The sequence below is a fragment of the Priestia sp. LL-8 genome (assembly GCF_036227845.1).
GTDB lineage: Bacteria > Bacillota > Bacilli > Bacillales > Bacillaceae_H > Priestia > Priestia zanthoxyli.
In genome coordinates this window covers 2,654,648-2,676,772 of record NZ_JAZAQH010000001.1, presented here as the reverse complement: position 1 = coordinate 2,676,772, position 22,125 = coordinate 2,654,648, and the positions used below count along the sequence as shown (strand labels likewise).

Annotated in this window: 22 protein-coding genes and 1 other annotated feature; of the genes, 18 read left to right on the top strand and 4 right to left on the bottom strand. The window is 38.4% G+C overall.

All coding sequences use genetic code 11. From position 1 onward, the window contains the following. Positions 1-143: 143 nt before the first annotated feature. Entirely contained in the window at positions 144-407 is a 264-nt protein-coding gene (locus tag U9R83_RS13635; RefSeq protein ID WP_328575280.1) for a DUF3817 domain-containing protein, read from the top strand. A gap of 340 nt (positions 408-747) precedes the next feature. On the opposite strand, the gene U9R83_RS13630 is transcribed toward U9R83_RS13635, so the two are convergent. Continuing rightward, on the bottom strand, positions 748-1,953 hold the full coding sequence (locus U9R83_RS13630) for a hypothetical protein (protein ID WP_328575279.1): 1,206 nt from the start codon (positions 1,951-1,953) through the stop codon (positions 748-750). A gap of 110 nt (positions 1,954-2,063) precedes the next feature. On the opposite strand from U9R83_RS13630, the gene U9R83_RS13625 reads away from it, so the two are divergent. The 7 genes from U9R83_RS13625 (at position 2,064) to U9R83_RS13595 (ending at position 6,382) form a co-directional block, all read left to right on the top strand. Continuing rightward, a complete protein-coding gene (locus U9R83_RS13625; protein ID WP_328575278.1) occupies positions 2,064-2,291 on the top strand; it encodes a helix-turn-helix transcriptional regulator in 228 nt (75 codons plus the stop codon). Between the two features lie 164 nt (positions 2,292-2,455). Further along, the gene (locus tag U9R83_RS13620; protein ID WP_328575277.1) at positions 2,456-2,845 is read left to right on the top strand and encodes a hypothetical protein; all 390 of its coding nucleotides are present in this window, start codon (positions 2,456-2,458) and stop codon (positions 2,843-2,845) included. Then, a complete protein-coding gene (locus U9R83_RS13615) occupies positions 2,832-3,104 on the top strand; it encodes a replicative helicase loader/inhibitor (RefSeq protein ID WP_194757858.1) in 273 nt (90 codons plus the stop codon). Before U9R83_RS13620 ends, U9R83_RS13615 begins: the two co-directional genes overlap by 14 nt. Next, positions 3,088-4,392: a replicative DNA helicase gene (locus tag U9R83_RS13610; RefSeq protein WP_328575276.1), complete on the top strand. Its 1,305-nt coding sequence runs from the start codon at positions 3,088-3,090 to the stop codon at positions 4,390-4,392. Before U9R83_RS13615 ends, U9R83_RS13610 begins: the two co-directional genes overlap by 17 nt. A gap of 2 nt (positions 4,393-4,394) precedes the next feature. Further along, entirely contained in the window at positions 4,395-4,814 is a 420-nt protein-coding gene (locus U9R83_RS13605) for a hypothetical protein (RefSeq protein ID WP_194757856.1), read from the top strand. Positions 4,815-4,887: 73 nt separating this feature from the next. After that, entirely contained in the window at positions 4,888-5,079 is a 192-nt protein-coding gene (locus tag U9R83_RS13600; protein WP_328575275.1) for a helix-turn-helix domain-containing protein, read from the top strand. A gap of 196 nt (positions 5,080-5,275) precedes the next feature. Beyond that, the gene (locus U9R83_RS13595; RefSeq protein ID WP_328575274.1) at positions 5,276-6,382 is read left to right on the top strand and encodes a tyrosine-type recombinase/integrase; all 1,107 of its coding nucleotides are present in this window, start codon (positions 5,276-5,278) and stop codon (positions 6,380-6,382) included. 235 nt (positions 6,383-6,617) lie between these two features. Here the strand turns inward: U9R83_RS13595 and U9R83_RS13590 are convergent, their stop codons facing one another. Next, positions 6,618-7,574, bottom strand: a complete 957-nt coding sequence (locus U9R83_RS13590; protein WP_014459721.1) for a patatin-like phospholipase family protein — start codon at positions 7,572-7,574, stop codon at positions 6,618-6,620. A 509-nt stretch (positions 7,575-8,083) separates the two neighbouring features. On the opposite strand from U9R83_RS13590, the gene U9R83_RS13585 reads away from it, so the two are divergent. The 4 genes from U9R83_RS13585 to ileS all read left to right on the top strand — a co-directional run bounded on the left by U9R83_RS13585 (position 8,084) and on the right by ileS (position 15,337). Continuing rightward, positions 8,084-9,547 (top strand): MAP7 domain-containing protein, encoded by a 1,464-nt coding sequence (locus U9R83_RS13585; RefSeq protein ID WP_328575273.1) that lies wholly within the window; start codon positions 8,084-8,086, stop codon positions 9,545-9,547. Positions 9,548-9,883: 336 nt separating this feature from the next. Beyond that, positions 9,884-10,765, top strand: coding sequence for a phosphorothioated DNA-binding restriction endonuclease (locus U9R83_RS13580; protein ID WP_014459724.1), 882 nt, complete (start codon positions 9,884-9,886; stop codon positions 10,763-10,765). Between the two features lie 102 nt (positions 10,766-10,867). Next, positions 10,868-11,854, top strand: a complete 987-nt coding sequence (locus U9R83_RS13575; RefSeq protein ID WP_014459725.1) for a GIY-YIG nuclease family protein — start codon at positions 10,868-10,870, stop codon at positions 11,852-11,854. An 89-nt stretch (positions 11,855-11,943) separates the two neighbouring features. After that, positions 11,944-12,186, top strand: a binding site (T-box leader). 52 nt (positions 12,187-12,238) lie between these two features. Further along, a complete protein-coding gene (gene ileS / locus U9R83_RS13570; RefSeq protein WP_140450993.1) occupies positions 12,239-15,337 on the top strand; it encodes an isoleucine--tRNA ligase in 3,099 nt (1,032 codons plus the stop codon). 319 nt (positions 15,338-15,656) lie between these two features. On the opposite strand, the gene U9R83_RS13565 is transcribed toward ileS, so the two are convergent. Beyond that, the gene (locus U9R83_RS13565) at positions 15,657-16,160 is read right to left on the bottom strand and encodes an immunoglobulin-like domain-containing protein (RefSeq protein ID WP_140450992.1); all 504 of its coding nucleotides are present in this window, start codon (positions 16,158-16,160) and stop codon (positions 15,657-15,659) included. 106 nt (positions 16,161-16,266) lie between these two features. On the opposite strand from U9R83_RS13565, the gene U9R83_RS13560 reads away from it, so the two are divergent. The 3 genes from U9R83_RS13560 to U9R83_RS13550 all read left to right on the top strand — a co-directional run bounded on the left by U9R83_RS13560 (position 16,267) and on the right by U9R83_RS13550 (position 17,935). Then, positions 16,267-16,974 carry a Type 1 glutamine amidotransferase-like domain-containing protein gene (locus tag U9R83_RS13560; protein WP_208733397.1) on the top strand — a complete coding sequence of 236 codons (708 nt, stop codon included), beginning with the start codon at positions 16,267-16,269 and terminating at the stop codon, positions 16,972-16,974. 84 nt (positions 16,975-17,058) lie between these two features. Beyond that, complete coding sequence (locus tag U9R83_RS13555; protein ID WP_155010091.1) at positions 17,059-17,643, top strand: hypothetical protein; 585 nt, start codon at positions 17,059-17,061, stop codon at positions 17,641-17,643. Positions 17,644-17,698: 55 nt separating this feature from the next. Continuing rightward, positions 17,699-17,935, top strand: coding sequence for a hypothetical protein (locus U9R83_RS13550; protein ID WP_223546060.1), 237 nt, complete (start codon positions 17,699-17,701; stop codon positions 17,933-17,935). 56 nt (positions 17,936-17,991) lie between these two features. On the opposite strand, the gene U9R83_RS13545 is transcribed toward U9R83_RS13550, so the two are convergent. After that, positions 17,992-18,657, bottom strand: coding sequence for a cupin domain-containing protein (locus U9R83_RS13545; RefSeq protein WP_208733398.1), 666 nt, complete (start codon positions 18,655-18,657; stop codon positions 17,992-17,994). Between the two features lie 230 nt (positions 18,658-18,887). On the opposite strand from U9R83_RS13545, the gene U9R83_RS13540 reads away from it, so the two are divergent. The 3 genes from U9R83_RS13540 (at position 18,888) to U9R83_RS13530 (ending at position 21,924) form a co-directional block, all read left to right on the top strand. Next, positions 18,888-19,718, top strand: a complete 831-nt coding sequence (locus U9R83_RS13540; protein ID WP_140450988.1) for a glycosyl transferase family 2 — start codon at positions 18,888-18,890, stop codon at positions 19,716-19,718. A gap of 139 nt (positions 19,719-19,857) precedes the next feature. After that, a complete protein-coding gene (locus U9R83_RS13535) occupies positions 19,858-20,742 on the top strand; it encodes a superoxide dismutase (protein WP_099331087.1) in 885 nt (294 codons plus the stop codon). Between the two features lie 624 nt (positions 20,743-21,366). Further along, positions 21,367-21,924 (top strand): 3D domain-containing protein, encoded by a 558-nt coding sequence (locus U9R83_RS13530; RefSeq protein WP_014459735.1) that lies wholly within the window; start codon positions 21,367-21,369, stop codon positions 21,922-21,924. Positions 21,925-22,125: the final 201 nt, after the last annotated feature.

The window sequence follows — 22,125 nt, the reverse complement described above, 5'->3', positions numbered from 1 at the left end:
ATTCGGGGTGTATATATATCATCTGACTTTTATACAAATCAAACTACTTAAATATAGTTAGCACTGATGGACACGACTTGTACATGGTTTTGTAGAAATAGCGTTGTTATAATGGAGAAAAACAGTGAGAATGAGGTAACTAAATGTTGAATACGAGCATTGGAAGATTGAGGTTCAGTGGATTTTTCGAGGGTCTTTCCTTCTTCATCCTGCTCGGAGTTGCCATACCGTTTAAATATATTGTCGGTATACCAGTGGACGTCTTTGCGGTCGGCCTGTTTCACGGAGCCTTCGTTGTATCTCATTTCGATCGGCCATGCATCATGGTGCTTGCGCAAACTATCTCTGGGAACTTATTACTGGCATTTATCGCAGCATTTTTACCAACCGATTTCCAAACCATTTAGAGTCAGCACTTGTAGCTACTGGGTTATCAGGATTCTTTGCATTATTTAAGTTTTTATTTGGGTTTTAACTATGTTTAATAAGAATATCTAAAGAAGAGACTACAAAGTCTTTTCTTTTTTGGGAGAAAACAGCAGTCATTCCTTCAATACTATTAGCATAGCGTTCAATTCTCTTTCCTAGCGTCAGTTTTGTGCGAGGAATGGCTACAATAGTAAGTGCCAGTACGCTTATATAAGTATATTTTCTAAAGGAGCCCCTAAAGGAGCTTTGTCTGTTTTCTTTAATAAAATAGTATTTAATGTCATATGTACGTGGTACTTATATATATAAGGGGATCAGTCATGTCCCCTTTTCTTTATTTTTTGTTTTATCTCTTCTATTAGCAACTTTTCTTTCCTTTCTTTTACTGTTAGCCTTCCTTTTATTAAAACAAGCAGAATTTTCTGTTTTACTACAAAATTCTTTATCAATTCTTCCTGTAATTATATTTCCGCATAAAGCACAGCTTTTAATTGATTTCCCTCGTTTATTAACTAAATTATTCAGTTCCCACCAGAAATAACCTTCCCAACCAAAAATACGTGTAACAGGAATCATTTCACGAAAAACCTCGTCATATTTCTTATGATTAAGTAAATCTTTAAAACTATCAACTTCGATATTAAAGCTGCCTTCAATATTAAAGAACAATTCTTCTAATCCTTCAGTTACGAGGGTAGGTAAAATTAATTGATTTTCAAGGGTTGTCCATCCTTTTGAAGTAAATTTACTTACCTGTTCAGCAATTCTATTCTGATTTTTTTCAGCATGTAACGCATAGTATTTCAACTGTTGTTTTTGGTTAAGTAAATCCATTCCGCCACCAAGAGGAAACATTTCTTTGAATGGAAAATCCCAAAGTAATATCGTGTGAGTAGCCTTTCTGCCACTTTCATTAATTACAGTGTTCAGACCATCAGCAACTGGTTCTTCTTCCCATCCATAACTTCCAAAAATTTCTCTACTTTCTGCTTCCGGACTAATACTTTCAATAATATTACTATCATCAGGAGGCCATTTTAATTTAATTTCATTGTTTTCCTCATCTATATCCGCGATTGGAAATGAGGGACCTGGTGAAAATCCAACATCTACTTCTCTAAAGAACACTTTTTCATCACTAAAAAAAGGAAGGTTCATTTTAAAATGGTTACTCGTACTACCAAACGCTGGATCATTTGAATTTAACCATAGATCCAGCAAGTTATGAGGAAGCTTTCCGTTCCAATCTTTTGGTAAAGCAGTGTCTACTGGAGGATACATACCTGTATTCTTAGAAACATCTGCAATTGTAATTACATTAAATGATTCGCTCGGAATAGCACATTCCTTATATGTAGAGACGCCAGCTTGCAAACACCAACGTTTTGTTTCCTTTAACCCAGGAAGTAGCCAAACTTTATCTTCACCAAGCCATTCTCGTTGGGCACGCTGAATATCTCTTGAGAAAGAGGGAGTATCCCAACTTACATTTAATAATGGTAACCATAATTGAATAGGTTTCATAAATTTCACCACCAAATGTCGCACGATATGTCGCACAATTTTTTCTTATGTAATTTATCTTACTATAAATGTGTAGTTATTAAAAATAAATGGTGGGGAGTGAAGAGAGTATGACAAAACTTGAATATGTAAGGAGAGAAGCGGGATTATCTCAGATCGAATTAGCTAAGAGAATTGGAATTAATTCTACCGCTATTGTTCAAGTTGAAAGAGGGCATAGGAAATGTTGGCCAAAACTCCGAAAGCAGTTAGCCCAAATTCTAGAAGTTGAGGAAGTAAATCTTTTTGATGAAGAAGGATGGCCTAAAAAAGTAAGGATTGATGTGAGAGGTGAGTAAAGATTGGACATATCGAATATGGTTATGTGTTACTTGCCAGGAAAATAAAAAATTCTCCTTTATGGATAAGCCTTAAACCTACTCACAGACTAGTATTAATAGAATTGATATTACAAGCACAGTTTCAAGATGGAGAGGTAGTAAGAAATGGAGAGATAATTTTTTTGAAAAGAGGGCAGGTTGCTACTTCATATCAAAATTTAGTAAATGATATAAAATCACCTGAAGTAACAGTCAAAGTAGTAAGGAGTGCCATTAATAAATTAATAAAATATAATTTTTTGGCAAAGGATGAGGCAGTTGCAAGGGCAAAGAAAGGATTGTTGTTAACCCTAGTAAACTATGACTTTTACCAGAGTCCAGATAATTACAAGGGCAAAGCTAGAGGCAGAGAGAAAGGCACTTTAAAGACAAAGGAAAGACATTATGAAGGCGAAGTAGAGGCAATAAATAATAAGGTAAATAATGATATAAAAACAAATAATAATTACCAAAGCGCCATTAATTGGGATGATATTAGAGAAGAGGTGATGAAAGAAGATGAAGAAAATTGAAGTTGTTGATTTACTCGATCATTTATCACGAATTTATTTGGGAAGGTTTAAAGCAGATGAGAGAACACTAGACGCTTGGTATTTTCATTTAGCTGATAAAAAGAAAGATGAGATTCTTAACAATTTAAAGGCTTATGTTGCTAGCAATAAATTTCCTCCTGTAGTATCTGACCTGCTGTCCAAACAAAGTGATTTAAAATATTTTAACTTTGATAAGAATTTTAGTAATGGAGAATCGGATAATGAACCAAAAGGTTGAACAGGCTTTGGAAAACGAACAATTTTACCTTGGATCAATTTTAGCTGAAGGTATTTTAGTTGAAGAAGCAACTTTAAGTATGGAACATTTTTTAAAAGAAGAACATAAAAAATTATTTAAATTTCTTCTAGAATTTCGAGATGAAAATAAAACAATCAATTTATATAGTATTTCACAATTGGGCCGTAAAACTGTAGATTCTCTTGGAGGTATACAATATCTAACCGATATGGCGTTAAGTGTACCTTCAATAAGTAGTTTTAAGGTATATGAAAAACAAATTCTTAGCTACTGGTTAATTAATAGGGCCAGTCACCTTGCAAGAGACTTTATACAAAGGGCAGAAGACGCTATTAACATTAATTTATTGAATCAGCTGATTCAAAAATTAACGGAATTGGAAACTAAAACAGTAGAGAATACTATGAATTTCAAAGAGCTTCTAATAAAACGTCATGAAGATCATTTGAGCAGTTCAGCAGAGGGACTAACTGGGGTGAGTTCTGGATTTAGAGAATTAAATACACTAACGGATGGATGGCAGCAGGGAGATTTAATTATTATTGGAGCCCGTCCTTCTATGGGGAAGACAGCATTTGCTTTAAATTCAGTCCTTAACGGTTGTCTAGATGATAGAGTACTAGCCACTGTTTTTAGTTTAGAGATGTCAAAAGAACAGATCCTTGATCGTCTTATTGCAATTACAGCAGGAATTAACTTAATGAAAATGAGGAATCCTAACAAGAACTTTACAGATTCAGATTGGGATAGGTATACACAAGCAACAGGATATCTAGAAAAGGTAAATATTCAAATCCAAAATGAGAATGAAATCCCCAGCATGAGAGCTATTATAAGAAGAAGTAAAATGGAATATAAGGATAAGAAACATGTAGTGTTTATAGATTTTTTAACTTTGATAAAGCCAACAGGATTTGAAAAAAACCGTCATCTGGAAGTTGAGCAAATTATATTGGAACTAAAAAGGATGGCTGTGAACCTTGAGGTGCCCGTGATAGTTTTAGCGCAGTTAAACAGGCAGATAGAGCAGCGTTTAGATAAAAAGCCAGTAATGAGTGATCTACGAGAGTCAGGTTCTATTGAGCAAACTGCTGATATAATAATTTTTCTTCATCGTGAGGATTATTATAACCCTGATACGGAGCTGAAAGGAATAACGGAGGTACATGTTGCAAAGAACCGGAATGGGGCTATTGGTAAAACTGACATGCTTTTCATTAAGGAAACAAATCTTTTTAAAGAAATGTGTACAGAAAGGAGAGAGTGAGTATGAAAAGTAATGAAACGAAGAAGAGATTTATTGAGCTTCGTGCAAAGGGAATCAGTTTTAACAAAATATCAGAAAATTTAAAGGTAAGTAAAAAAACTTTAATAGAATGGAGCAGGGAGCTAGAACGAGAGATTACTAACTTAAAAGCTGTAGAAATGGAAGAGTTACAGGAGATGTATTTTGTCCAAAAACAAAAGCGAATTGAGTTGTTCGGCAGTCAATTAGAACAAATTATAAAAGAACTTGATCAAAGGGACTTTGCTGATATATCTACTGAAAAACTCTTGGAACTTCAATTAAAATATTTAGATTACTTGAAGCGGGAAGAGATTGATTTGTCTTTTCAAGTAGAGGAGCGGACAAGCTTGGATGAGGCAATAATGAATATGGGTAAATCAATAAGAACTGTTAGAGTATAAAACCAAAACTAATCTAAATCTAAACCGCTTGAGATCTAGATTAATGTTAGCTATAGGAGAAAGGGGCATCACCATGAAAGACTTAAATGATTATCCGGATGTTTTAAATGTTGCTGATGTTCAGAGGATATTAGGCATTGGTCGTCGGCAGGCTTACGAATTAGTGGCCTCTAAACAGTTCCATACAGTAAGAGTTGGTAAAAGAATTAAGATTTTAAAAGCTGTATTTGTACGTTGGCTTTATGGCGAGAAGTCGAGTGAATAAAAAGGTAGTAATCCACATTTAAGGGATTGTTTATCTGACCAAATTTATATATATTTGAGATGGCATATACTATCACATCTCAAACAATTAGTTTATATATGAGATGTGCTGTTTTGAAGCACTCTCTTCTTAAAGTGCTTATCCGCTATATGTGGTTAAGCACTTTTTATTTTAAAGTGAGGAGAGATTGACTTAAATGAATGGATCTGTAAAAAAAGAGGGTAATAGCTGGTACTATGTCTTCTATTTAGAAAAGGATGCTAATGGTAAGCGGAGACAAAAGAAGAAAAGAGGGTTTAAAACCAAGAAAGAAGCACAGAAAGCTTTAAATGAAGCTATTAATGCTATAAACAAGGGTACCTACATTGAACCATCTAATCTTCTGTATAAAGATTATTTAGAGCAATGGTTCTCTACTAAGAAGAATAGCATTGGTATCCAAACCGCGAAGGTGTATGAAAACTACCTTAAGGGACGAATTATACCTGCACTAGGAAACTATACTTTATCAAAGTTCTCTACTATTCATATTCAGTCTTTCATTAATAGCCTAAATGAAGAGGGATTAAGCAGTGCCACGATAAAAAAAGTTTTTGAGATTATAAGAAATTCTCTGGAGCATGCAGTGGATTTCGAGTTAGTTCACAAAAATGCTGCCTCAAAGGTTAAACTGCCAAAATCCAACAAAAAGGAAATGACGGTCTGGAATGAAGGAGAAGTAAATAAGTTTTTAAAGGTTGGAAAAGAAGACCCTGGCTATATAGTTTTTTATTTGGCTTTAACTACGGGAATGCGTCAAGGTGAAATACTCGGTTTGCGTTGGAAAGATATTGATTTAGATAAAGGTCTTATAAATATCAAACAGACCCTAAGTCATGATGGTAAGACATTTATAAGCGGGGCTAAAACTAAATCGAGCTTGCGAACGATTAACTTATCTGAGTCGACTGTAAGGACTCTTAAAGTACGTAAATTAATCGTTTCAAAAGAAAAACTTAGTTTAGGACCAATATACGAAGATTTTGATTTGGTTGCGTGTACTCAGCATGGTACACCGTATAATCCCGCTAACGTCAGAAGAACTTTTAAGAAATTAATTAAACTAGCTGATGTTTCTGACATCCGCTTTCATGATCTAAGACATACTCACGCAACGCTGCTTCTTTCAAAAGGAATAAATGTAAAAGTTATATCAGAACGATTAGGGCACAGCAACATAAAAGTAACGCTTGATACCTACTCACATGTTCTGCCGACTATGCAAGAAGAAGTTGCTCGTAAATTGGATGAAATCATTAAATAATTGTGTTTATGACCAAAGTATGACCAATAGAGCATTTTTAAAGAAATAAACGTTTAAGGTAAATTTAGAAAAAAAGAAGAAGCCTTGATAAATCAAGGTTTCTCCCGCTTATTTGTCAATAGAAAAGAGGAGGCCTAAACCCTAGACCTCTACGCTGCCAGCGTGGATATCTTGTTATATAAACTTTTAAATTCTTCCATATAGAAGCAAGAAATTAATCTAAAGTACGATCATATTAATACCAGTTTTTCTCGATAAAATGAAATGCCGGTCGTAAATTTGTTTTATTAGCAATTGAAATAAGAGCGGGTACCACTGAAGGATCCGTTTTAGAGAAATTAGGAATCCTCGGATTTAACCGGAAAAACTGATCGCCTAAAAGCTCAGAGCTGACCATTGATTCATAGTAGCTCGATCCACCAGAGATAATCTGAAGAAACGGCAGCAATGGCTCATTTGGAGACCGGTCTAAAAGCACTCCCCAATTTGGCGGCAGGTCCTCCATATCTTCTGGTCGTATGTTATCGGCACTAACCATTCCCCATCCCTTGGTATCTCTTCTTAATTGAGTGGGCTGCTCACCTGTTCCGATGGATAATACGGCAATTTGATCCAACGGCTGCTTTGCTTTTCCCACTGCAAACGCGATACTAGCTGTACTGGTGTTAGTTGCTACTGTATACCCATCCACGTAGTTTTGATAAGCTCTTTGCGTTGCTGGAGCAGCGCTGCTCCTAAGTATTACGTCACTAGCTTTCTCATTAAGATAAGGAGAACCTGGAAAGTTGTGAAATAACACAGGATTCCAACGATTCAGTTCCGGTGCAAACAAATGAAAGGCAGGCACAACAATTCGTTTCTTTAAGTCTCTAAGGCGAAGGTCTCGGGGGAAAAACGTTCGTATGGCTTTAATAAAACCAGAATAGGGTACTTGTTGGTTAAAAACCGGTCCGCCCGGTCGTGAAACACTGAATGCCGGTAAGATTTGATCTTTAAAAAAATCAAACGTCTCTTCTGGTGATCTTCCGCTTGCTAGTGCAAGGGCAGTAAATGAACCAATCGAATTTCCTGAAAAAACATTGGTTTCACTAATTAACTTGGGGTTTTGATAAGCCAATCTATTCAAAAGTTGTAAACTTAAAGCACCTAAAGTACCGCCTCCATCAAAGGTTATAATTCTATATTTTGTCAAAGGTTATTTCTCCTTTCGAATCCCAATAGAGGTATCATTCTGTATATGTTTATTTGATGTGTTGGAGAGGTATGAGTATCTCTTTTACTGATCCTTTAGGAGCCGGGTTATGCAGATGAACATTCTTAAAAATAAATAAAGACCCCCACAAATAAAACCATTGGCTAAATCTTAGCCGATGGTTTTATTTGAGTAGATGTTGTTAATAAGGAACATTTCCTTGCTTAATTACAAAAATAAGAACAAGAAAGAGTATGAAAATGGAAATGAAGCTGAAAATATTATACTCATAACATTTCGTTCCTTCTTTTAATCTTTTCATTCCCTTTATAAGTGCAGGTCAAATCTAAAATAGCCCTTTTAAAGAAATTAAAGGAAATATAATACCCGTTTATACAACATTTTATTGTAAGATAGATTAGTTGCATATGAATCGAATATTAGTAGGTCCACACTAACTTATCTATTTTTAGTGTAAGGAATCAAGAAAGAGTGAGGGAAAGGTCAAAATGTCTAAGACAAGGTATAAGAACCAAAAAGAATCCAATGAAGCAATTGCAAAAGCTTATATACAGAACGATTATACAAATAGTCAGAATAAGCTGTTGCTAGTATCAAAAGCTAATTACGGGGAAAAAAGTTCAAATGTATGCTACTCGTCAGTAGACGATAAAGGTATGAATTTTTATGAATTTAACAACAACGCTGAACAGAATTTAATGTTAATTGAGCGGTATGAATGGGCTGATTTCTCTAGCGTTACAATTGACCATAGCATTACAAAATCAGCATTTACATTTGTCGGTCATGGTGAAAATAGGGATATTACAATAGAAGTAAAAGGAAAGGAAGTAGAGCAAGTTATTCGTAACCACTCTTCTATGGAGGTTAACGTAGTAAAAAGACCTGTCTGGACTAAAGTATTAGGATATCGTTCACAGACAAGTTGGAAAATGTTTGTGGCTTCGACTGTTTATACATTAATTCTTTTATTTATTTTAAATGCTTTGTTACCAGCATCTACTCATAATTTTATTACGGGACTATCTTTATTCCTTTTCCTTCTAAGCATCATAGGTTTCCTTGTTGGATTAATAAAGCCAAAATGGGTATTGCCTAAATTTAAAGTCAAAACAAGAAAACGTGTATTATTTTCTTATCTATATTTAATTCTTAGTTGTTTATTTATTGTTGGAATCTTTAGTGATGAAGAATCAACATCTACTCCTGCTTCAACTCAAATAAGTTCTTCGCAAAACAGCGTCACTGTTGCATCTAAAAAAGATGGTGCTGATAGCAGCGAGCAAAAAGTTGAAAAGAATGATAGTGATAAAGCAGTAAAAGAAGAGAAAAAACAAAAAGCTGAAGAGCAAGCGGCAAAAGAAGAAGCAAAACGAAAAGCCGAGGAGCAAGCAGCAAAAGAAGAAGCAAAACAAAAAGCTGAAGAGCAAGCAGCAAAAGAAGAAGCAAAACAAAAAGCTCAGGAGCAAGCGGCAAAAGAAAAGGCAGAACAAAAAGCTCAGGAGCAAGCGGCAAAAGAAGAAGCGGAACGAAAAGCTCAGGAGCAAGCGGCAAAAGAAGAAGCGGAACGAAAAGCTCAGGAGCAAGCGGCAAAAGAAGAAGCGGAACGAAAAGCTCAGGAGCAAGCGGCAAAAGAAGAAGCAGAGCGTAAAGCTCAGGAGCAAGCGGCAAAAGAAGAAGCAGAGCGTAAAGCTCAACAACAAGCAGCTAGTCAACAGGCTACAACAAGCAGTTCTACTAGCAGCAGTGGAAATTATAAGCCATTTGAAAATGATCCGAGTGATGATCAACAGTCTAATATGTCTTGTTCGGGTCAAATCAAAGGTAACAAAAACTCGAAAATTTACCACGTACCTGGCGGAGCTTATTATGACAGAACTCAAGATAACATTGTTTGGTTCTGTTCAGAAGCGGATGCACAAGCAGCTGGATATAGAGAATCCCAACGATAAAAAATGTATGCAACCTTTAAAAGCTCTCCTATATGTTTCTTGGAGAGCTTTTTTCTTTATGAGAGGATTAATATAACGTATGTATTAAAGGCACAGGACGAGTAAGTTTTAAAAGCAGAAAAGATATGAAAAAAGAATACTTTGAACAAAATAATTTGGGTAAGAAAGCTTAAAGTAGAGTTTTGTAAACGCGTCTGTAAATAAAGTTCACTGGCCCATCTAATGCTGTCATATAATAGAATTAGCTATTATACTTACATTTATTAATACTTTTTCAAAAACGGTCTTAGCTCTAAGGTTTTAAATAGTTTTATAGATGGGAGTTAAAGCAAGCTTATGAACAGAGAAGAAGTACTACAAAAAATAAAGAACTTAAACATCTGGAAAAAAAGGGATCAACGAGCTCCGCACAAACCATTGTTGATACTGTATGCCCTAGGTCAGCTACAGGCCAAGCAACGAATGCACCTGCCGTATAGGGAGGTGAAAATCCCTTTAAAAGAGCTGCTTATGGAGTTTGGACCTTCTCGGAGTTCCTACCATCCAGAGCATCCTTTTGTTCGTTTGACAGGAGATGGAATATGGGAGCTAAGCGAAGCAGTGGATAAGCGTAGCTTTACAGATAAATATTTACTAAGTACAAATATAGTAGGCGGTTTTAGACAGGATGTTTATAACCTTTTTGCAAATGATCCTACGCTGCTTCAAGACGTCGCGCAATTTTTATTAAATGAACATTTTCCGGATACGATCCATGAAGATATATTAAGAGCCGTAGGCTTGGATTTTGAAACACAGTTAAAGCGAAGAAGAGATCCAAAGTTTCGAGAGAAAATTCTGCAAGCTTACGGATATAGCTGCGCTGTTTGTGGGTTTAACGTTCGTCTTGGACATAATTTAGTTGGTGTAGAGGCCGCTCATATTAAGTGGCATCAAGCGGGAGGGCCAGATATTGAAAGTAACGGAATCGCGTTATGTTCAATGCATCATAAATTATTTGATCGAGGAGTTTTTACTTTTTCAGATCATAATGAGCTGTTAGTGGCAACTCAAGCGCACGGGACGAATGGATTTGAAGAATGGCTTATGAAGTTTCACGGGCAAAAGCTTAGAGATCCTATTCATCCGGCGTATCAGCCGAGTGAAGATTTTCTTGGGTGGCATGTTAGAGAAGTATTTAGGGGACCTGCTAGATATCAAGCAGGTGATATAAATTAATTTTTGTGAATGATAGATTGCTGCGTCTATAATTAGGAAGTGATTTACATATTGTAATGTCAGTTAAAATACGTTCAAGAAGATATAGACGGAGGAAGAAAGATGCTACGAAAAAGCGGTGCGAAACGAATACAGACTTGGTTTTACGATGAAGATCCAAATGGGATTAAAGTATCTGAGGTGCCGAATACAACGATACAGGCTGTATTCATTCCCAGAAATAGTTTGAAAGATTTAAAGGGTGAAAGCGAAGTAGAAAAGCCCGGCATTTATTTTTTATTTGGAGAAGATAAAGAGACATATATTGGAGAGGCAGAAGTGGGATATGAACGTTTAAGACAGCATGCTAGTCCATCAACAGGTAAAAGTTTTTGGGATGTGGCCGTGTTAATTGTCTCTAATGCTTCTCAAGATCAATTAGATAAAGTTGATGTAAAATACTTAGAACATATGTCTTATCTAGCAGCCATGCGCTCTGGTACATATGATATTAATCAAACCGTTCCCACAAAACCGTTTGTGCGTGAATTTAGACGAGACGACCTGACAGATATTTTTAATGTTATTAAAGTTTTACTTGGTGGGTTAGGCTTTTCAATTTTTGCGGATGCTTCAAATGGAATAGAATATGAAAGCGAAGCTGTACAGTCTGGTGACATACCAAAGATTGAAGCAGAGCAAGCGATAGAAAAGGTTGTTCAAGTTGAGACACATTTGTCAAAAGATATAAAATCAGTAATAGTAGAGGACGTTCTATATTGTAAGCGCCGAGATGCGTATGCGACCGGGAAATATGTTAGCGATGGATTTCTTGTCTATAAAGGAGCTTTGCTTGCGAGCGAACAACAGCTAGAAGGACCTAAACTTAAAAGGCACCAAGACCATATTAATACTTTCTTAGCAAACGGTGTATTAGAAATAAAAGATGGTAGATACGTGCTGGTACAAGATCAAATTTTTTCTTCTATCTCAGCTGCGGCAGTGTTTGTGACACAGCGAAGAAGCAGTGGAACTTCTGAATGGAAAGATAAGAACGGGATAACAGCGCGTAATAAAATCGATCAAATGTTAAGTGCAGAAACAAAATAACTTAGATCTAACCCTTTTGAGCTCAATAAGTATTTCAAAACATTGACATTCCCTTCCAAACCGCATACAATAGCTACTAATAAAAGCACACAAATTCGTTGAAGAGAATCAGTACGCTGCAAGTTTGTTTCACAGAGAGCCGGTGATAGCTGAAAGCCGGTGTTCAAGCTGCAGGGGAATATCCTCTCTGAGAAGTCAAACTGAACTGTAAGTAAGTTTGAACGGTAGTCTACCGTTAAAAAGAACGCGTATGATTGTACGTTGCTGAGTGCTATTGATGAACGGATCAATAGAAGCCAGGGTGGTACCGCGGTTTAAAACCCGTCCCTAGTCATAGGGACGGGTTTCTTTGTGTGCTTTTAACTTTAAAAGGAGTGGTATCACATGAAAGAAGTGAATGTAAGGGAGTCTTCGCAAGAGCGCGAACAGCGTATTCAGCAGCAGTGGCAACAAGGAAATGTGTTTCAGCAGTCGGTTCAAAACCGAGAAGGGCATCCTTCGTTTGTATTTTATGAAGGGCCTCCGACAGCAAACGGTTTGCCTCACGTGGGGCACGCGCTAGGCCGGACGATTAAAGACGTGGTGGCTCGTTATAAGACGATGACGGGGCATCAAGTGATTCGAAAAGCAGGCTGGGATACGCACGGACTGCCGGTTGAGCTCGGTGTTGAAAAGCAGCTCGGGATATCGGGGAAGCATGATATTGAAAAATACGGGGTAGAAGCTTTTATCAACAAGTGTAAGGAAAGTGTGTTTGTGTATGAAAAACAATGGCGCACGTTCACGGAGCAGCTTGGCTATTGGGTTGATATGGAAGACCCTTACATCACCTTAGAGAATTCATACATTGAAAGTGTATGGAACGTGCTTGGCACGATTCATGACAAAGGACTTCTTTATAAAGGCCACCGCGTATCACCTTACTGCCCGAGCTGTCAAACGTCGCTGAGTTCGCATGAAGTAGCGCAAGGGTATAAAGATGTAAAAGATTTAACGGTAACGGTGAAATTTAAAGTGAAAAACCGCGATAATGAGTATTTTTTAGGGTGGACGACAACGCCTTGGACGCTTCCGTCAAACGTGGCGCTTGCGGTGCATGAAGAGATGAACTACGTTCGCGCCCAGCAAGGCGGCAGCGTGTATATAGTGGCAGAAGCGCTCGCAGACAAAGTGTTAAAAGGAGAATATAGCGTTTTATCTCATCATAAAGGAAATGAGTTAAAAGGGATGTCGTATGAGCCGCCGTTTGATTTTGTGAACGTTGAAAAAGGTCATGAAGTCGTAACGGCTGATTACGTAACGGACCAAAGCGGAACAGGAGTTGTTCATTTAGCACCTGCATACGGCGAAGATGATTACAGAGTTGTAAAAGAAAACGGCTTTTCATTTGTGAACGTAGTGGATGAAAAAGGACAGTACACGTCTGAAGTGCCGCCTTTTCAAGGACGTTTCGTGAAAGACTGCGACGTTGATATCGTACGTTATTTAGCAAACGAAGGCGTGCTGTATCATAAAGAAAAGCATGAGCACAGCTATCCGTTTTGCTGGCGATGCGACTCGCCGCTTCTTTATTACGCAAATGAAAGCTGGTTTATCCAAACGACGGCGTTAAAGGAACAGTTTTTGAAAAACAATGAAAGCGTGACGTGGTACCCGGATCATATCAAGCACGGCCGCTTTGGCAACTTTTTAGAAAATATGGTGGACTGGAACATCAGCAGAAAACGCTACTGGGGAACGCCGCTGAACGTATGGGAATGCGGAGCATGCCAGCATCAAGTAGCCCCGAAAAGCATCAAAGAGCTTCAGGAACATGCGTCACATTCCGTGGATGACAGCATTGAACTGCATAAGCCTTACGTAGATGACGTGCAGCTGACGTGTCCGGTCTGCAGCGGAGAAATGAAGCGAACGCCGGAAGTCATTGACGTTTGGTTTGACAGCGGGTCGATGCCGTTTGCGCAGTATCACTATCCGTTTGAAAACAGCGAGCTGTTTCAAAAACAGTTTCCAGCAGACGTAATCGCAGAAGGAATTGATCAAACGCGCGGCTGGTTTTACAGCCTGATGGCAGTTTCAACGCTGTTTACAGGAAAAGCACCGTATAAGCGCGTTTTGTCTCTTGGTCACGTCTTAGATGAAAACGGTCAAAAGATGTCTAAAAGTAAAGGAAATGCGCTGGACCCTGTTGATCTTATTCATACATTTGGTGCCGATGCGCTTAGATGGGCGCTTTTAGCAGACAGTGCCCCGTGGAATCCGAAGAAATTTTCAGAGCGCGTCGTGCAGGAAGCGAAGTCAAAAGTCATTGATACACTTGTGAACGTGTACGGCTTTTACGTGCTGTACGCTAAGCTTGACGGCTATGACCCGAAGCAAACGTATGAATTGAAAAAAACAAAATTGGATGAGTGGATTCTTTCACGTTTACACAGCACGGTCAAGCGCGCAACAGTACATCTTGAAGATTACGGATTTACAAGTGCCGCTCGTGAAATCGCGGCATTTATTGAAGAGCTAAGCAACTGGTATGTACGACGTTCTCGCGATCGCTTTTGGTCAGAAGAGATGGATGGAGAAAAAGCAGCGGCTTACGATACGCTTCATGAAGTGTTAGTCACGCTTAGTCAGCTGTTAGCACCGTTTACGCCGTTTGTTGCGGATGACGTTCATGAAAATCTGACAGGAAAAAGCGTTCATTTAGCAGACTATCCTGTGTATGACTCCAACAAAGTGAACGAAAAGCTCGAAAAAGAAATGGCAGCGGTGCTTCAAGTAGTTGAACTAGGTCGAAGCATCCGAAATACGCATTCGTTAAAAGTAAAGCAGCCTTTGCAAAGTCTTTCGCTTGTGGTAACGGAAGAAGATGTAGAGTGGGAAGCATACCATGACGTCATCAAAGATGAGCTTAATGTGAAGAACTTTAACGTGGAGCAAGATGACGACAAGCTTGTTTCATACGTATTAAAACTGGATTTTAAACAGGCTGGACCGAAGTTTGGAAAACAAGTGAATGAGGTCAACCAAGCGTTAAAGAACCTTTCAGAAGAGCAAGGAAAAGAGTTTGTTGAACGAGGCAAGCTGAGTGTTACGCTTGCTTCAGGAGAAAACCTAACGCTTGAAACGGCAGAGGTACTTGTTGAAAAAGTACCAAAAGAAGGCTTTGCGGTTGCATCAAACGGCACGTATACTGCGATGTTGGATACGGCGTTAACCGAAGAACTCGTGCAGGAAGGAGTCGCTCGTGAAGTAATTCGAGCGGTCCAAGACTATCGCAAAAAGCTGGACTTACCCGTGAATTTACGTATCGATTTGGAGCTTAGCGGAGACGAAGAAGTGAAGGAAGCCGTTGCGAAGTTTGAAACGCTGCTTCAAGAAAATCTTCTGCTGCACAGTCTCAGTGTGACAGAAGCCATCAAAAACGGAGAGACGGTAAAAGTCGGAACAAAGCAAGTTACGCTTCGTATTTTAAATCAGAGCTGATAAAGAGAGGCAAAGATAAGTTGAAGTAATGTACGAACGGTTTATTTGTTAACCGTTCGTTTTTTCTGTTTTTATAGTGAACGTAGCTGCTTCTAGCTGTGGATTGGAGGGCAAGATGAAGACTCCTGCGGGAGAAGCGGAATAGGTGAGACCCCGCAGGAGCGAAAGCGACGAGGAGGCTCACCGGCCGCCCGCGGAAAGCGAAGTCTTGCACGGAAATCAACAGCGGGGTAACAAGTGATTCATACTAATCATTCACCCGATTTGTTCGTCTTTAGGTGAGATGAATTTCGGTATTTCTAAATCTCTCTTTTTACCTTTAATCAAACTGTCCGAGAACATTTTTAAGACTCGGCCAAACGATTTCAAAAGGAGCAGCTAACACATACTCTTTTCCGTTTTCATCTTTAAAGTGCTGTACAAAACGGTATTTTCCTACCTTGTAGTTAGGAGTTGCGATATCTAGTTTGAGTGATTTCCCTGGCTTTAGCGTGACGGTTTTATCAGGAAACTCTAATCCGTTTAGCACAACTTCGTACCACTTGCCGTCTTTTAAGTGATCCGCCGTATTTTCATAAGGAATTGTTAAGGTATGCGTCGAATTGTTTTGGATAACAAAAAAGCCAAACTGCGTTTTATCGTATTTTTCGCTTACAGCAGATAGCTTAATAGTTCCCCCGTTAGTGTTAATGGAAGAAGGAATGTTTTTTTCTTGTTTGGCTCCTAGTTCCATTTTTTGACCGTTATAATCGATATAGCCAAAGATACAAAACAAAATAATAAAAATGCCTAGTATTAGTAAAAGTGTTCGTACTATTTTCAAGAGCTTTGCACCACCTTTTTTACTCTTCCATTATACGGAAAACTGCTTGTTTGAAATAGTATGAATTTACATTTTCTATATCACTTTTTTGAAAGGAATGATTGAAATGAGACAAATTATAGCCATGGGCGGCGGAGGTTTTTCGATGGAACCGGATAACTTGCTGCTGGATCAATACATACTTTCACAAGCTCATACAGATGTGCCGAAAATCTGTTTTATCCCTACAGCCAGCGGAGATGCGGATAATTATATAGAAAGGTTTTATGAAGCGTTTGAGAAGTTGGTATGCAAACCGTCTCATTTATCGCTGTTTTCACCAAACTTTATAGATTTAAAAGCATATGTGCTGCAGCACGACATTTTGTATGTAGGCGGCGGTAATACAAGAAATATGCTTTCTTTATGGAAAGAATGGGGACTTGATACGATTTTAAAAGAGGCTTATGAAAAAGGAGTGATCTTAGCAGGAATAAGCGCAGGTTCACTTTGCTGGTTTGAAGAAGGCGTCACTGATTCAATGAACGACAAACTGTCTAATATCGACTGCTTAGGTTTTTTAACGGGAAGCAACTGTCCTCACTACGACGGAGAAAGCAATCGAAGACCTTCGTATCACGAGTTAATGGCAAGCGGGGAAATCAAAGCAGGCTATGCTGTAGATGATGGAGTCGCGCTGCATTTTAAAGATGAGAAGCTATTAACATCAGTTAGCTCAAGGCCTACAGCAAAAGCGTATGTTGTTAATCGAAAAGCAAGTAAAGTCATTGAGCATGAACTCCCGGTGACCTATTTGGGTGATAGCAAGCAATAAATGGCTGCTTTCGATGTTTCTCTGCATAAAATCGAGCTTATTCGTACATACATAAGCAGAGATTCTATATAGGAGGGTGCTTCAGTGAGTTATAAACAATACTGGGGAAACATACATGAACAAAGCGATAAGCTGCAGGAGTTATTATCGTCGTATTGGCATCAGTACTCAGATTTCGGAAACTGGCAGTTTTGGGTGGTGGTTGCTTCGCTCGTTCTTCCTCTTGTGTTGTTGTATTTTACCGTAGATCGGACGAGGATCTTTGAGGTGTTTTTCTTCGGTTACACAGTGCATATGCTCTGGGCATATATTGATATTGCACTTGGTAGAAGCGGTCATTTAACGCACACGTTTTTCTTAACGCCGCTGCTTCCGAACGCAACGAATATTACCGCCTCTATTTTGCCAGTAGGCTTTCTGCTGCTTTATCAATATTGTACGAATCACCAAAAGAATTTTTATCTGTATACGATTCTGCTGAGCGCTGTTTTTTCATTTGGACTGGCGCCCCTTGAACACCATTTTAAATTTATTGATTCAGGAAAAGGAATGAGCTTGTTCTATATTTTTCTGATTGATATAGGGATAACGCTAGTGGCGTACTGGGTTACAAGGCTGCTTGTAAAAGCAAAAGCCGCAGCCTATCGTAAAGTAGAAAAAGAACGCTGAAAAAATGTTTTAAAATGAGTAGTTAAGGGTATACATACACTTAAGATAAATTGAGGTGAAGAAATTGTATTACTACCGCATTTCAGAAGGGCAAGGCGAAACGTACTCTGAAACAATTGTTGTTCATGAAGAACAATTTGATCAAGGTACATTTGAAAAAATGGTGAAAGAAGCGATGGTCGATAAGCCTGGCAAAATCGATCAAGTGGATATTGTGAAATATTTAATTGGACATTATCATTTCCAAGTTGCATATATTGAAGCCGCTTTTCACAGTACATATACAGATTAATAACGTTATGTATTCGTTAAAAAAACCCGTTGCACTGGCAGCGGGTTTTTTTGTCTCTACCAATATCGATAGTGATAGGGATTTTGAGGAGAGTAATAAGAATTTTGAGGCGGAGGATACGTATAAGGAGGAGTCTCGTGGTGAGGGGGTCCGGCTTGTTTTTTCTTTTTATAGTGTTCTTTTTCTCCACATTTGTCCGTTGGTCCAATCACGATGGTTTGATTTTTTAACGGAGCCAGCGTTTTCTTTAGCTGCTTCGGATCTAAGCAGTACGTGTGAGCAAGGACTTCAATAGGCGTTTTATTTAAAATATCAGATCCAAAAATGTATTCCGGATAAGGAGCGTCAAAAATGGCAAGTAAATGCGTATTGTCTTCAGACGCAATTTCCCAGTGCCACCAGCCTTGAGGGATATTAGCTACTTGACCGGGAGTAATCGGAATATTTGTCACTTCATTGTTAAACGGATTGATTAATGAAACGACGGCTGAGCCTGAAATGCAGTAGACTAGCTCAGCGGCATTTTGGTGATAGTGCGGTTCGACTACGCGGCTTTTGCTTAAGTAAATATCAAGTAATGATACGTTTCCTAATGTGTTGAGCACATCCCGGCCTAATCGGTTAATGTAATTTTGATCGTTTCGCGTATTAAGTCTGTTTTTATTCACATCAGAAAAGTATTGTACGTTTGGATTATTGTAATCCATATAGGGCGTTGACAAGGGTCTCCAGCTCCTATCCTTGAATTTTTTATGATGCTGTATCGTATGTGAAGAGTTTTATTTCGTGACAGAAGCCTAGGAGGATCTGTAGGTAAGGCCTATTTTTGATAACGTGTACAAACATTTGTCCACTGATTTTCATACACTGTAACAGGTTCTTTTTTACAGAGCCATGATCAATGTCAGACGCATACGACAGATCATTTTAAGGAAAGTGAGTTGCAGAGCTGTTGCTTGATCAATATGAAAAAATAACTAGTACGTATGAAAAGCTGGATGAACTTCAGCTGCCGTTTGATAAGCCCGTTTTAGTAGGAATCGAGTGGAACGGAGTGCTGTTTGAGTTTTTAGTCAGGTTAAAAAAAGAGTCTTCTCATTTGCTTGTGTTTGGCTCAGGAGGAGGGGCAAGTCAGGAAATGCCTGCAGGCCCTCCATATTTTCAGCGCCATTCGTGGATGAATGAATTCCAAGATTCAATTATTTACTATAACGATCCTACGCTTTATTTAGGAAAGGTGTCGCTTGCGTGGGGACAAGGGACAAGCGCTCGTTTTTATTTAAAAGACATTGCGGTTTTAATTGAAAAGTTCATGAAAAAAGTACAGGTGAGTTCGTCTAATGTGCTATTTTACGGATCATCGGGCGGCGGCTTTATGTCGATGTTTTTAGCAGGGTACGTAAAAGGAGCAAAAGCGCTTGTCAACAATCCGCAGACTTGCTTGACCAAGTGGCTGAAAACGCCGGTTCGGCAAGTGTTTAATTTATCTTATCCGAACCTGACAGAAGATGAAGTGATCGCCTCATACGGTGAGAGAATCAACGTAGTGAAGTTTTTTCGCCATATTAACTATGTGCCAAAGGTGTATTACTTGCAAAATGGGGCGTTTGAATACGATATGAACAATCACTTGCTGCCGTTTTTAACGGATTTGCAGGATATGCCAGATGATTGTGAAATCAATAATATAAAAGTCGAGCTCTATTATAATCCAAAGCTGAAGCACGCGGCTGTTAGCAAGCAAGAAACGATTGATTATGTGAATATGGCAAAGAAGATATAAGAAAAAAGGCAAGAGTTTATCCTTTAAGGAGCTCTTGCTTTTTTATGTCGAATTTTCTAACTCAATAGATACAAGTAGGAAGTTATGTTGCTTTTTCTTTTGAATATGATAGTGAAGATGAGGTGTAAGGAGGGGAAGTATGGCCGATCAAGATGAGAGAAAAAGATACTTGATGGAAGTTCAGACCTGGCTTGAACAAGTATGTGATCCTGTATTTGAAGAAGCCTTTACAGAAGTAGATATAACGTCATATATCACGCGCACGCAAGAAGACGTTCTTGAATATTTAAGTGAAGAAGATGTGAACGAATATACGTTAGAAGAAATCAATAATGCGGTACGGCACATTGATAAAATCTTAAAAGAGCGGCTTGGAGACGACGGCAGGGAGAGGGAATCGATAGCGCCGGGGCAGCATGAGCTGCCGCCGCTTGGTTATAGTTACTCAGCTCTTGAGCCGTATATTAACCGGGAAATTATGCGCCTTCATCACAGCAAGCATCACCAAAGCTATGTCGATGGATTAAATAAAGCAGAGCTCATGCTGCAGCAAGCCCGTAACACAAATAATTTTGACCTCATAAAACATTGGGAACGGGAAGCTTCTTTTCATGGCTCCGGTCATTATCTGCATACAATCTTTTGGGAAATCATGAGTCCAGAAGGAGGAGGAAGGCCGAGGCGCCAGCTGCTGCAGCAGCTTCAAAAAGACTTTGGCAGCTATGAGAAATTTGTGATGCACTTTTCTCAAGCCGCAAAAAAAGTAGAAGGTGTGGGCTGGGCTATCTTAGTATGGTCGCCGCGTTCGCGAAAGCTTGAAGTCTTGCAAGCGGAGCGCCATCAGCTTCTTACGCAGTGGGATACCATTCCGCTGCTCGTATTAGACGTATGGGAACACGCTTATTATTTGCAGTACAAAAATGAACGTGATCCGTACGTTGATAATTGGTGGAAAATCGTTTACTGGCCAAATGTAGAAAAAAGGTTTGAGGCAGCTAAAATGCTTCAGTGGCAGCCGTATTAACAAGTATTGCAGGTATTTTAATTTCAAATAAAAAGGCTATGATAAAAGCATTTTAGTTGAAGGGAAATCCGAACGGTGAATTGAGATTCTTGATGGAGAATCCAACTCGTTCGGATTTTTTATTGTTATGGCGGTGATATATGTATACGCTTCTAGCAGTTGATTGGAGAGTAAGACGAAGACTCCTGCGGAAATAGTGGAATAGATGAGACCCCGCAGGAGCGCAAGCGACGAGGAGGCTCATCGGCCACCCGCGGAAAGCGAAGTCTTGCACGGAAATCAACTGCGGTGTACAAAGTGATTTATATTAAGATCCTTTAACGCATTTATTAATTTTAAATAAACTATGTTCTAAATAACCAATATAAAATAAAATATAAGCCTCTAGAACCAGTGGAATGTTACAAATGAAATAATCCAATATAAATGTGTGTAAAAGCACCGTTATATGCCTGAATATGTATGTTTTTGAAATGTTAAGGTGATTAATTTACTAGTTTAAAAGGAAGAATTTTTATTTTTGCTGTAACTAAACTATCAAACTATTGACATGTTACTGAAATATAACTGTAATATTCATGTGTTATTTTTTATGTATTGGTAGATAAAGGGGAAATCAATTACATGAAAAAGACAATGATTACGTTCAGTTTAGTTCTAATGTCACTGTTCGGAGTGGCAAGTGGTGCATCAGCTGCAACAAATACATATACAGTAAAAAGCGGAGATTCGCTATATAAAATTGCAAAGACATATAAAGTATCGGTTAGTCAGCTGAAACAGTGGAATAACTTAAAGTCAGACAGCATTCATCCGAAACAAGTATTAAAAGTATCACAAGTAAAATCAAGCACGCCTGCTAAAGCAGCGCCTGCGAAGTCTTCAAACGTTGTGAAAGAATTTAAAGTAACAGCAACAGCGTACACAGCGAACTGCAAAGGCTGCAGCGGAAAAACGGCGATTGGAATCGATTTGAAAAAGAATCCAAATCAAAAAGTTATTTCTGTCGATCCAAAAGTGATTAAGCTTGGTTCAAAAGTATACGTAGAAGGTTATGGGACGGCAATCGCAGCTGATACAGGAGGCGCGATTAAAGGAAATAAAATTGATGTTCTTCTTCCTTCTCAAAAAGAAGCGTTAAAATGGGGAAGAAAAACAGTAAAAGTTCAAATCTTAAAATAAGTATTTCTTAAGGAAATGAGAGCCTTCGTTGAAGGGCTCTCATTTTTTTCTTCATTAAAGGGTATGCTACTTTATATATACTGATGGAAAAGTTTTACGAAAATGATCATATTTGTTGACAAATATTTCGGAAACAGATATATTTATCCGGTATATAATTAAGTTCATTAAATATTCGTGACATAAATTAATAGAATGAAC